The organism is Mycobacterium parmense (genome assembly GCF_010730575.1).
Classification (GTDB): Bacteria; Actinomycetota; Actinomycetes; order Mycobacteriales; family Mycobacteriaceae; genus Mycobacterium; species Mycobacterium parmense.
On record NZ_AP022614.1, the window covers coordinates 665,541 to 677,825 of the forward strand.

The 12,285-nt window shown below is 66.0% G+C and carries 10 protein-coding genes and 1 tRNA gene; 4 read left to right on the forward strand and 7 right to left on the reverse strand.

The genetic code is table 11. From position 1 onward, the window contains the following. Positions 1-81: 81 nt before the first annotated feature. Positions 82-157: transfer RNA gene (locus G6N48_RS02925), tRNA-Asn, on the forward strand. Here G6N48_RS02925 and G6N48_RS02930 read toward each other — a convergent pair. The 7 genes from G6N48_RS02930 to G6N48_RS02960 all read right to left on the reverse strand — a co-directional run bounded on the left by G6N48_RS02930 (position 116) and on the right by G6N48_RS02960 (position 7,356). Then, a complete protein-coding gene (locus G6N48_RS02930) occupies positions 116-1,537 on the reverse strand; it encodes an NtaA/DmoA family FMN-dependent monooxygenase (RefSeq protein WP_085269102.1) in 1,422 nt (473 codons plus the stop codon). The genes G6N48_RS02925 and G6N48_RS02930 overlap by 42 nt on opposite strands. Beyond that, positions 1,534-2,655 carry an LLM class flavin-dependent oxidoreductase gene (locus G6N48_RS02935; RefSeq protein ID WP_085269091.1) on the reverse strand — a complete coding sequence of 374 codons (1,122 nt, stop codon included), beginning with the start codon at positions 2,653-2,655 and terminating at the stop codon, positions 1,534-1,536. Before G6N48_RS02935 ends, G6N48_RS02930 begins: the two co-directional genes overlap by 4 nt. After that, positions 2,652-3,770: an LLM class flavin-dependent oxidoreductase gene (locus G6N48_RS02940; protein WP_085269090.1), complete on the reverse strand. Its 1,119-nt coding sequence runs from the start codon at positions 3,768-3,770 to the stop codon at positions 2,652-2,654. Before G6N48_RS02940 ends, G6N48_RS02935 begins: the two co-directional genes overlap by 4 nt. Positions 3,771-4,015: 245 nt before the next feature. Further along, complete coding sequence (locus G6N48_RS02945) at positions 4,016-4,444, reverse strand: thioredoxin family protein (protein ID WP_085269089.1); 429 nt, start codon at positions 4,442-4,444, stop codon at positions 4,016-4,018. A gap of 6 nt (positions 4,445-4,450) precedes the next feature. Then, a complete protein-coding gene (cysE, locus tag G6N48_RS02950; RefSeq protein WP_085269088.1) occupies positions 4,451-5,137 on the reverse strand; it encodes a serine O-acetyltransferase in 687 nt (228 codons plus the stop codon). Between the two features lie 2 nt (positions 5,138-5,139). After that, entirely contained in the window at positions 5,140-6,072 is a 933-nt protein-coding gene (gene cysK, locus G6N48_RS02955) for a cysteine synthase A (protein ID WP_085269087.1), read from the reverse strand. A gap of 9 nt (positions 6,073-6,081) precedes the next feature. Further along, positions 6,082-7,356, reverse strand: coding sequence for a TQXA domain-containing protein (locus G6N48_RS02960; RefSeq protein ID WP_085269086.1), 1,275 nt, complete (start codon positions 7,354-7,356; stop codon positions 6,082-6,084). 360 nt (positions 7,357-7,716) lie between these two features. Here G6N48_RS02960 and G6N48_RS02965 point away from each other — a divergent pair, with 360 nt between their 5' ends. From G6N48_RS02965 to G6N48_RS02975, 3 genes are all read left to right on the forward strand, one after another. Beyond that, positions 7,717-8,640: a family 2A encapsulin nanocompartment shell protein gene (locus tag G6N48_RS02965; RefSeq protein ID WP_085269085.1), complete on the forward strand. Its 924-nt coding sequence runs from the start codon at positions 7,717-7,719 to the stop codon at positions 8,638-8,640. After that, entirely contained in the window at positions 8,627-10,606 is a 1,980-nt protein-coding gene (locus G6N48_RS02970; protein ID WP_163670780.1) for a family 2A encapsulin nanocompartment cargo protein cysteine desulfurase, read from the forward strand. The genes G6N48_RS02965 and G6N48_RS02970 overlap by 14 nt, the downstream gene beginning before the upstream one ends. A 403-nt stretch (positions 10,607-11,009) precedes the next feature. After that, positions 11,010-12,242, forward strand: coding sequence for an acyl-CoA dehydrogenase family protein (locus G6N48_RS02975; RefSeq protein WP_232066522.1), 1,233 nt, complete (start codon positions 11,010-11,012; stop codon positions 12,240-12,242). Positions 12,243-12,285: the final 43 nt, after the last annotated feature.

A 12,285-nucleotide genomic window follows, 5' to 3' on the forward strand; every position in this document is an offset into this window, starting at 1 on the left:
CCCCCGGAGGCACACGCCCCGGTCCCGCGAAGTTGGGCGCTGTTGTGCCAGTACGCTAGAGTCGTCCCGCGATCGGGTTAGTCCCCTGTAGCTCAATTGGCAGAGCATTCGGCTGTTAACCGAAGGGTTGGTGGTTCGAGTCCACCCGGGGGAGCCAGTTCAGGTCGGCCGCCCCCGGCTCCGGCCGTCCTCCGGCACTGGGCAGCAAGCCGAGGTGCTCGCGCAGGGTCCGGCCGCGGTACTCGGTGCGAAAGCTGCCGCGCTCTTGCAGCAGGGGCACCACTTTGTCGACGAATTCGTCCAAGCCGTGTGGTGTCAGGTGGGGGACCAGGATGAAGCCGTCGCAGGCATTCGACTGCACGTACCGATCGATCTCGTCGGCGACTTGCGCTGGTGTCCCCACGAACTGCTGCCGACTCGTCACGTCGATGATCAATTCGCGGATCGTTAGGCCTCTGGTTCGGGCGCGCCCCCGCCAGTCTTCGGCGATGGCCTTCGGGTCGCCGTGGCGTACACGGCCCTGCGTGATGGTCCGGTTCGCGACCGGATCGATGTCAGGTAGCGGACCATCGGGGTCGTACCCCGACAAGTCGACACCCCAGACCTGTTCCAGGAACGCGATCGCGGTCGGGCCGCTGACCTGTTGCTCGCGGATGTGGTCGGCGTTGTCACGCGCCTCTCCGGGGGTGTCACCCAGCACGAATGTCGCGCCTGGCAGCACCTTCAGCCGATCGGGATCTCGTCCGTGGGCTGCGGCGCGGCTTTTCACGTCGGCGTAGTAGCGCTGACCCGCCTCGAGCGATCCGTGCAACGTGAACAGAGCGTCCGCGTGCCTGGCGCCGAAATCGCGGCCGTCGTCGGAGTCCCCGGCCTGCAGTAGTACCGGGTGACCCTGCGGCCCCGCAGGCAGCGAGGCGACGCCGCGAACATCGAACTGTGGGCCGTGGTGGTCGACGATGTGGATCCGTCCCGGGTCGATGTAGAGCCCGGCTTCGACGTCGGCGACCACGGCATCGGCTTCCCAGCTGTCCCAGAACCGGCGTGCGACGGTGAGGAACTCTTCGGCCCTGTGATAGCGGTCGGCGTGGTCGAGGAAGCCGCCACGACGAAAGTTCTCCCCGGTGAAGGCGTCAGAGGAGGTGACTATGTTCCATGCCGAACGCCCGCCGGAGAGGTGATCCAGCGTCGCGAATTGCCTTGCCACCTCGTAAGGTTCGTTGAACGTGGTGTTGATGGTGCCGGCCAGGCCCAGCCGCTCGGTCACCGCGGCGAGCGCGGCGAGCACGGTAAACGTGTCCGGCCTGCCGACGACGTCGAGGTCGTGAATTCTGCCCCGATGTTCGCGCAACCGCAGGCCTTCGGCCAGGAAAAAGAAATCGAAAAGCCCACGTTCGGCGGTCCGAGCGAGGTGCACGAACGAATCGAAGTCGATCTGACTGCCCGCGCTCGGATCAGACCACACCGTCGTGTTGTTCACCCCGGGGAAGTGGGCTCCGAGGTGTATTTGCTTGCGGTGCTGATCGTTTCGGATGCTCATCCGGTCAACCCCCATCGCTTGGCGATCAGCTCATGCGAGCGCAGCCGATCGGCATGGCGATGCGTCACGGAGGTGATCACCAGTTCGTCGGCATGGGTGACCCGGCGGAGCAACTCCAGCCGATCGGCGACCTCGTCCGGATTGCCGACGAATTGCGTTGCGGTGCGGTCGGCGACCAGCGCCCGTTGGTCCTCGGTCAGAGCCTCGCATGTGTCAGGATCCGGGTAGGGGATCGCGCCCCGGCCGCTACGGATGGAGTACACCCACCTGCCGTAACTCGACGCCAGATGCCGCGCGGTTTCCTTGTCATCCGCGACCACGACATCGGCCGAGACCACCACGTAGGGCCGGGTCAGCCTGGTGGAGGGCCGAAAGGCCTCACGATAAGCGGCGATCGCATCGAGTGCGGTGCCGGGGGTGATGTGATAGCTCGCGACGAACGGTAACCCCCTGGCGCCCGCCACCTGCGCGCTCTGGCCTCTGGTACTGCCGAAGATCCATGGCGTCAGTTGGCCGTGTTCGCCTGGAACCGCGTGCAGTTGGTGGCCATCGACCGTGTACGTCCCGTCGAGCATCGCTTCGATATCGGCGATCTGGTCGGCGAAGTCGGCCGGTTTCGCGCACGGCTGGGTGAGCACGGAACTCTGTGCCCGGGCCCATTCGCTTCTCATCAGCATCGTCGGGTCGAACGGAGCCGGGATGACGAGGCCGTCCACCTCATGGCACGGCGTTGGCGGGCTGGGAGGTATCGGCACCGGCGGCGCGGCGGCCTCTGTGCGCCGCTGCCCGGATCGGCCCAAGCCCATGTCGATACGACCGGGATAAAGCGCGTCGAGTATGCCGAAGCTCTCCACCACCGCGATCGCCGTGGTATGGCCGATCTGCACCGCAGCGGATCCGACGTGGATACGGTCGGTGGCCGCGGCGATTTGGCCGATCAATGTCACCGGCGACGAGCTGGCTACCGCGACGAAGTGGTGCTCGGCAAGCCAGTAGCGCTTGTAGCCCCATCGCTCGGCGTGCCGGGCGAGATCAATGCTGTTGCGCAATGCCGCGGCGGCGTCGCTACCCGAGCTGATGGGGGCGAGGTCGAGGATTGACAGCGGGGTGACGGTCACGTCGGCACCGCATAACGATTGGGTGCGGAAGCCAATCCGAGACGTTCACGAAGCGTCTCGCCCACGCTGTAGCCGGTGCGGAACCTGCCGGCCCGCTGCAGCAACGGCACCAGCTCGTCGACGATCAAAGGAAGGTCGATCGCGTTGACCGCCGGCCGCAGTCGCACCCCGTCGACTCCCGCGTCGTTCCAGGCAAGCAGAAGCTGAGCCAAATCGCTTAAGCAGCCGACGAACACGTGCGCATCCGACGAGATGGCCGCTGCCGGTGTCAGTGGATCGTCCGCCAAGGCGACCACCAGATCGGCGTAGGCCTTCAGCGGACGACCCGCGGTGCGCCGGGCGTTGGCAATGTCGGCCAGAATCGACCGCAGCGAGTCGTCGTTACGCGGGGTGATGAAGACGATATCGGCGCCGGCGGAAGCGAACTCGTAGCTGCGTGAGGCGTGAGCCAATGCCGTGATCACCGGCTGGCCTTGTGGCGGCCGCGGGGTGATCGACGGACCCTTGACGGAGAAGTACCTGCCGGCGAAGTCGATGTAGTGCAACTTTTCCCGATCGATGTAGCGCCCGGTGGCGACGTCGCGGATGACCGCGTCGTCCTCCCAGCTGTCCCAGAGCCGCCGGACCACCTCCACCGCGTCGGCGGCCTCGTCGAACAAGTCCCGGTCAGCGGCCGGGCCTCTGCGTCCGAACAGCGCCGCCTCGTGGGCCGTACCGCTCACCCGCACCTGCCAGCCGGCCCGTCCGTGTGAGACATAGTCGAGTGTTGCAATCGATTTCGAGACGTGGAACGGCTCGGTGTGGGTGATCGTCGCAACCGGCACCAGACCGATGTGTTCGGTCAGAGGCGCGATACGCGCCGCGACCAAGACGGCGTCGGCGCGGCCGGCAAGCCGCCGCGGCGAGATTTCCGGCTGCCGGCCCGGCTGAACGTCCAGCGTGTCGTCGATCGTGAGGAAATCGAGCAGTCCACGCTCGGCTGTGCGCGCCAGGTCCGCCCAGTATTGACCGCTCAGTTGTCCCCCGCCGGTCGCGTTGTGCGCGAAGGCATACCGCCAGGAATGCGGATGCCAACCGTAGCCGTCCAGACCCACCGCCAGGTGCAACTCGGTCATGAGGGGCAACTGTCGAACGTGGGATGGTCGAGCGCCGGCGAGACGCGTTGCGGCTGACACCGTGTTGTCGCAGACATCGCCTCGCCTTCATCTAGGTCTCTACCTAGCGTGCAACGCTCATTGCGACAACGCATTCCGGAGCCGGTTATGTTCACGGTGAGTATTACTTCGTCAAGTGCGCCTTACCACACGCGAGGGCTGGCACCGCGCAACATCACAGAGTCCCGCGCTCGCTTGATGATCGCTCAGGGCCGAATCGTGCCCAATGACTGCAACGCCTTCCGCAGTTCAGCTACGGTCGGCACCCCGACGCTTCTGTATCTTCGCTTACCCTCGGCGTCGAAAACGAAGGTGGTTGGCAAGGACAGCACCGAGAGATGCTTCGCGGCCGCCGGGTTGGCGTCGATGTCGATCTCGACGTGTGAAACATCCGGGAGTTCGGCGCACACCTGATCGACGACGCGACGTACCGAGGCGCACGGACCGCACCAAACAGCGCTGAAGTGCACCACTGTCGGCCCGATCTGTGACAAGCCGAGGTACGGGGTGTCCTGGTCGGACACGGGCTCTGTTGCCCGCAGCGCACCGGATCGCCGATTGATCGTTACCCCGAGCACCGAGGCGACGGCCAACGCCGCGACAATCGCCGTCACGACGATCCCCAGCGTGCTCACCCGGGCTCAGATGGAGAAGTCTTCGCCGTGCCAAACGCCGGCTTCCGGGGGTCGGATAACACGACCGGTCTCTTGCTGTCCATCGTTCAACGCCTCCAGTCTCGCGACCCGGGTGAGCAGGGACTGCAGGCTGACACCCACGAGGTCGGGCATCCTCGAGTCGTCAGGGCTACCCCGCCCTTGACGGCTGATGACCTGGCCCGGAACCCCGACCACCACAGCGCTCGATGGCACTTCCTTCACGACGACGGCGTTGGCGCCGATCCGGCTGTCGTCCCCGATCTTGATGGCGCCCAGCACTTTCGCTCCGGCGCCGATGACGACGCGATGACCGATCGTGGGGTGGCGCTTCCCCGTATCCCTACCGCTCCCGCCGAGGGTCACGCCGTGATAGATCGTCACGTCCTCGCCGATCTCGGCAGTTTCCCCGATCACAACGCCCGTCGCGTGATCGATGAACAGGCCCGGACCGAGGACGGCACCCGGATGGATGTCGACTCCCGTCAGGATCCGGGTGACCTCGTTGAGTGTTCGCGCGGCCAGTCGTGCGCCGCGATTCCAGAGCCAGTGGCTGACCCGGTGGCCCCAGATCGCGTGCACGCCCGGATAGGCAAGAACCACCTGCAGCGTGCTGGGCCGGGCAGGGTCCCGCTGCTTCGCCACGCGGACGTCGTTACGCATGTCTGCGAGCATGGCTAACCGGCCAGGTCGGCGAATAATGGCGTGCTCAGATACCGCTCGCCGAAGCTGGGCAGCACGACGACGACCAGCTTGCCGGCGTTTTCGGGCCGGCGAGCCACTTGCAACGCGGCGACCACGGCCGCGCCCGAGGAGATGCCCGCCAACAACCCCTCCTCCCGGGCCAACCGCCGGGCCATCTCCAGCGAATCTTCGTTGCCGACCGTGATGACTTCGTCGACCAGATCCATGTCGAGCACCGGCGGGATGAATCCGGCGCCGATGCCCTGGATCGGGTGCGGCCCCTTTTGTCCGCCGGAGAGAACCGGTGAGGCGGCCGGTTCAACGGCCACGAACTGCGCTGAAGGCTTGCGTTCCTTGATCACCTGGGCGACGCCGGTGATGGTGCCCCCGGTACCCACACCGGAGACGAAGAAGTCGACCTTTCCCTCGGTGTCCCGCCACACCTCCTCAGCGGTGGTTTCGCGGTGGATCGCCGGATTCGCCGGGTTCTCGAATTGCTGAGGTATGAAATACCGTTGGTCGCTTTTGGCCATCTCTTCCGCCTTGGAGATCGCGCCCGCCATACCGTCGGCCCCGGGTGTCAGAACGATCTCAGCGCCGAATGCGCGCAACAACATTCGTCGCTCCGTGCTCATCGTATCCGGCATGGTCAGCACGCACCGGTAGCCGCGCGCGGCGCAAACCATCGCCAGCGCAATGCCGGTATTCCCGCTCGTCGGCTCCAGGATGACCGTGTCGGGTTTTATCAGTCCTGCCTGCTCGGCCGCATCGATCATCGACACTCCAATGCGGTCTTTGACGCTGTTCGCCGGGTTGAAGAACTCCAGCTTGGCGACGACGTCTGCGACCGCGCCTTCAGTGACCCGGTTGAGTCGGACAAGGGGCGTGTTCCCGATCAGTTGCGTGACGTCATCGGCAATGCTCATGAATCTTCCTTAAGCAATATCGGTTCGGGACTCTTCGGCGTGCCAGACGATGTCGAATTCGATGGCCACGTCGGTGGGCACGATCAGGGCGATGGGTGTCAGTCGATGTTGGGTCCCCTCCATCGCGACGCCGGTCAGGACTCGCCCGGCGAGGCCATGCGGTGTTGTAGCTGTCATTGTGGTCGCCGACGCGCCGGGCGCCGGGCGCAGGTAGAAGTCGGTGCCAGGCTCGATGATGCCGCCGATCTCTAGACCCTCGGTGTCGACAAGCCTGTGTCCGGCAGCGACACTGAGCGTCAGTGGGATTGGCACTTGGAACGGTCCTATGAGTTCTGCCTCGGCGGTTGCTTGATTATCGACCAGTTGAAGTTCGTCCGTATCGGTTATGGCTTTGCGTGCCCCGCTCAACAAGTAATTGTAGAGGTGCACGATCCGGTCGGCATTGGGGTAATGGCGGGCACCGGTCAGCCAGAAGCGAACGTGGTCGACCACCGCGGCGGCGGCGGTCGTCGCGACCAAACGGTAGTAGCGGTAGCCGCGCCCGCCGCGCCCGTGACTGCTGCCCGAGAGCGTGGTGGCCACACCGAGCGTGCGCCGATGGCGGCCCTCGCCGGCGCCGGCAATGAATGACGATGTGGAAATGTCCTGCCAGGTAAGGCCGTTGGCTGACTTCTGCAGCTTCAAGTTGACCTCGGCATCAGATGCCACCCACACGGAGTAACCACCGATCTGCGGCTCGCCGTCGAACTCGAAGGTGATCACCGGCCCCGGGGCCCGGCGTACCGCGACCGGAACGTTGAGAGGCCGGGTACCCAGGTTCAACCCGTTGGTGAAATGCCAGATCGAGGCCTGGGTCGCGGCAATCGCTTCGTGTTCGCTGATGTTGGCCGGTCCCAGTGGATAGCCCGCCCGGCGCACTCGGCGGCTCAAGTGGGCGATGGGTTGCCTTGGGAAAGAGTTGCGCAGAATCCAGTCCACCCCTGCTTCGCCGCCCCGGATGCGCAGATGCGGAAGCGCAGACCACGAGCCGAGGGCATAGCGCGATGGATGGTGGGGCGCGATACCCGTGAAGTCCAGCGAGTACGCATCGACGTTGGGGTTGACCCTGATGAGGTCGGTGCGCGCGCTGCTGCCGTCCTCAAACACGACTTCGTCCACGGTGTGGGAGTAGGTGCCACCGCGGTAGCGCGTCATGTGGGAGAGGTCGGTGGCCGGCCGCATCAGTATGCGATGCGTCGTCGCCACCTGCGCCGATGCTCGGCTGCACATGGGTAATACGGTCATCGGAGCTCGATCTTCCTGAATGATTGACTACACCCACGTAACAGCCGCAGGCGTTCCGGTGATACCAGCCGGGCAAAGGGCGGGATTTCTACAGCGTCGGACGGCGTCAGGAAATCAACAACAACGACAACAACAGTCCAAGGCGAGGCGGCGCGTGAGGACAAGGCGCGGCTGTGTGGCCTGTTGCATAGGCCCCACTATATGGCATCCGAACCCGCCGGTTATTTCGCTCATTGGCGCTCCTAAATCTATCCCGCCGCATTTTGCTCGCTTACGCTCGGCGGGCGCGAGCACACAGCGTGCGCGAGCATCAGGCTGCCCGGCCTCGCCGCAGCATCGAAAAATGATGGAAGGGACGAGATGACTTCTGCTCAAACCGAGTCTCAGGCACTCGGCGATCTTGCAGCCAGGCAGCTTGCCAACGCGACAAAGACGGTCCCGCAGCTCTCCACCATCACGCCGCGCTGGTTGCTGCATTTGCTCGGTTGGGTACCGGTGGAGGCCGGTATCTACCGCGTGAACCGTGTGGTGAACCCGGAGCAGGTCGCGATCCACAGCGATGAAGGAGTCGATACCGAGCAACCGCTGCCGCAGACCTACGTCGACTACGAGACCAGCCCCCGCGAATACACGCTGCGCTCCATCTCGACGCTGCTCGACGTACACACCAGGGTCTCTGACCTGTACTCCAGCCCGCATGACCAGATCACCCAGCAGCTCCGACTGACCATCGAGACCATCAAGGAGCGTCAGGAATTCGAGCTGGTTAACAGCCCCGAGTATGGGTTGCTCTCGCAGGTGACGCCCGAGCAGACGATCCAGACACTGGGCGGTGCACCCACGCCGGACGACCTCGACGCGCTGATCACCAAGGTCTGGAAGACGCCGAGTTTCTTCCTGACCCATCCGCTGGGTATCGCCGCGTTCGGCCGCGAGGCCACCTACCGTGGCGTGCCGCCGGTTGTCGTCAGCCTCTTCGGCGCACAGTTCATCACCTGGCGTGGCATCCCGCTGATCCCGTCGGACAAGGTGCCGGTTGAAGAAGGCAAGACCAAGTTCATCCTGGTGCGTACCGGTGAGGAACGCCAGGGCGTCGTGGGCCTCTTCCAGCCGGGCCTGGTGGGAGAGCAGGCGCCGGGGCTCTCGGTGCGGTTCACCGGCATCAACCAGTCGGCGATCGCGACCTACCTGGTCACCCTCTATACGTCCCTGGCTGTCCTCACCGACGACGCTCTCGCCGTGCTCGACGACGTCGCTGTGGACCAGTTCCATGAGTACAAGTGAGTACCGAGCGGTAGACGCCGAGAGCGACCTGCCCATCAGCGCTGCGGAACTCGCCGCGCTGGCCAGCCAGCTCTACGCGGCAAGCATCCGGCCGGGCACCGACAGCCCTCCGCAGTCCGCGCCGGTGGCCCCTCGCGGCAGCGTGCCGGACACGACGGCGGCCGCCGCGGCCGGGCAGTCCGCGGCGGGCGCCGCTGATGTGTACCCGGGGCCGGTGCCGGCGTTGGGTTTCACCGACATATATGTTCCGGCTCCCACATCCTCAGAACCCGAAGCGCCACCGCAGGCGGTGCCCGTTGCCCCGCGGGGCAGCGTGCCGGACACGACGGCGGGCGCAGCTGATGTGTACCCGGGGCCGGTGCCGGCGTTGGGTTTCACGGACATATATGTTCCGGCTCCCACATCCTCAGAACCCGAAGCGCCACCGCAGGCGGTGCCCGTTGCCCCGCGGGGCAGCGTTTCCCCGCCGACCAGTGATCTGAGTGCCTTCGCGGTGCCCCACGGGATCGTGCCGACGGTGCCCGGCGCGCTGGCCGGCTATGCCCCGACCGCCCCGGTGGGTCTGCTGGGCCCGAGCGGCTCCGTGCCGAACGCGCTGCCCGACGCACCGTCGGTGACCGACCTGGGCTGGTCCAATGGCCCGCCATCCGGTGCCACGATCGCCTCGGGCGGAGACGAGGACAGCTACTACTTCCTGAGCGCCACCGAGAACGTTCCGCGGTTGCCGGACACGCACGAGGTGTTTGACGTCAATGCGGTGCGCGCGGACTTCCCGATCCTCAAGGAGGTCGTCAACGGCAAGCCGCTGATCTGGTTCGACAACGCCGCGACCACTCAGAAGCCGCAAGTGGTGATCGACCGGCTGGTGCGGTTCTACGCTCACGAGAACTCCAACATCCACCGGGCCGCACACGAGCTGGCGGCGCGGGCCACCGACGCCTACGAAGAAGCGCGTGACACGGTGGCCGAATTCATCGGTGCTCCGAGCTCCGAGAACGTCGTGTTCCTGCGCGGCACCACCGAGGCGATCAACCTGGTGGCGCATGCCTGGGGTGGAAAACACCTGCGACCGGGCGACGAGATCGTCATCACCCATCTTGAGCACCATGCGAATATCGTTCCTTGGCAATTGATTTCGCAGAAGACCGGCGCGATTCTGAAGGTGGCTCCGATCGATGACGCGGGCAACCTGTTGCTGAGCGAGTTCGAGGAGCTGCTGGGGCCGCGGACCAAGCTGGTCGCGGCCAGCCAGGTGTCCAACGCATTGGGCACGGTTGTCCCGGTGGAGAAGGTCGTGGAGTTGGGTCACCGGTACGGCGCCCGGGTTCTCATCGACGGCGCGCAGTCGATCCAGCACATACCGGTAAACGTTGCGGAGCTCGGCGCCGACTTCTTCGTGTTCTCCGGGCACAAGATCTACGGGCCCACCGGGATCGGTGCGCTCTACGGCACCGAAGAGGCATTGACCGAGACGCCGCCGTGGCAGGGCGGCGGTCACATGATCGCCGATGTCACACTCGAACGGTCGCTGTATCAGGGGCCGCCCACCAAGTTCGAGGCCGGCACCGGAAACATCGCTGACGCCGTCGGCCTCACGGAGGCGCTGCGCTACGTGCAACGGCTGGGAGTCGAGCGCATCGCTTCCTACGAACACGCGTTGCTCGAGTACGCGACGCCTCGCCTGGCCGACATCCCCGGGGTTCGCCTGGTGGGCACAGCGACTGAGAAGGCGAGCGTGCTGTCGTTCGTGCTAGCGGGACACGAGCCACTTGAGGTGGGCAAAGCGCTCAACGCGGAAGGCATCGCGGTGCGAGCCGGCCATCACTGCGCACAGCCCGCTCTGCGCCGCCTCGGGCTGGAGGCCACCGTTCGCCCGTCGTTCGCGCTCTACAACACATTCGAGGAGATCGACGTCTTCCTACGCGCTGTTCGCCGGATCGCCGAGGGTGGCACGAACGTCGGTTAGGGGAGGTTGCCTGTGGCATGCGCTCTCGCTCAGTCCACAGGAAGTGCTAAACGCTTGGATCGCAACCGAACTCGCAGCAAGGGAGGGAGTGGCCCAAGTGGCGGGGCGGGGCCGGGCGGGATCGGTCCCGACCGGACCGGGGGCTCACACCGCTGCAGATGCCACGGGGGTCGCGTCGCGAGCGGGGAAGTCGTTCGAGAGCAGTCGTTTTCGCAAAAGTGAGGGCGATTCGAATCACGTTGAGTTAATCGCGCCGAGGCGCCAAGCAACTGGTCAGGCGTGTGCGGCCGGTCCGGAGTCGCGCTGCCGCCTTGTGAGTTCCAGGGACGCCGCGTTGGCTCTCGTTGTCACGTATGTGAATTGCTTGTGCTCGCGGTTGCATCACTAGTCCCGGGAGTCGTCTGTGTCACTGACCACCGCCAAAATGGCCGGCTCCGCGAACGTCCCGACGCCATTGCGCGACCACTCGGCGGCCGTAGGCGTCGCCGAAGAGTTCGCCGCCGCCGTCAAGCCCGGTGCGGCTGACCGCGATCGGGTTGGTGCGGTGCCGCGCGCCGAGCTAGCCGACTTCGACCGTTCCGGCCTTGCGGCCATCACGGTGCCCGTAGGGCAAGGAGGCGGCGGGCTCGGTCCGCGCACCCTGGCGGACGTGATCAGGGTGATCGCCGCCGCGGACCCGGCGCTGGCCCAGATTCCGCAAGGCCACTTCCTTGCCGTCGACGTCCTGCGCCTGCTGGGCACGCCCTATCAGCGGGATCGGATCCTGCCCGCGGTGGTGGAGGGCGGCCGCATCGCGCCGGTGGCGGCCGAGCGTGGCGGTCGCCATGCCCAGGATCTCAAGACGCGCCTGGTGGAAGACGCCCCAGGCTGGCGGTTGGAGGGCGTCAAGTACTACTGCACCGGGGCGATCACTTCGCGATGGCTTGCCGCGACCGCGCTGGACCCCGACGACCGCCTCGTGCTCGTTTTTCTCGATCGCGGTGCCCCCGGGGTGACCATCACAGAGGACTGGGCCGCAATGGGGCAGCGGGCCACGGTCAGCGGGACAACCACTTTCGACGGAGTCCGGGTCGACTCGCAGCTGGTGGTGCCTTACGGCACGGCATTCGCAGGCCCGCAGCTGCTCGGCGCGCGCACCCAGTTGGTCCACGCGGCCATCGAGGCCGGCATCGCCGAAGGCGCGTTGGCCGATGCCGGAGACTTCGTGCGCACACGTAGTCGACCGTTCTTCGAGGCCGTACGGTCGGGGAAGGTCAGCGCCGCCGCCGACGACCCCTTCATTCTGCGGGAATTCGGCAAGCTCGCTACCCAAACCCGCGCCGCGGTACAGCTCCTGTGTTGGGCCGCCGACGTTCTGGAGGACATCGGGCTTCATCCGGCAGACGCGGATGCCGCGGCGCGTGGGTCGATCGCGGTCGCCCAGGCCAAGGCATTCGCCAGCGACGTCGCCGTCGACGTGGCCAGCCAGCTCTTCGCAGTGACGGGTACCAGCGGAACAGACCGGCGCTTTGCGCTGGATCGACATTGGCGCAACGCGCGCACCCACAGCGTCCACGACCCCGTGCACTGGAAATATCATCACGTCGGGGCATGGGAAATCGCCGGTGTCGCGCCGCCCAACCACCCCCAGATTTGAGGCCGCCGCGCGGGATCAGGCGCGGCTGCGAAGCCGTCCCTGG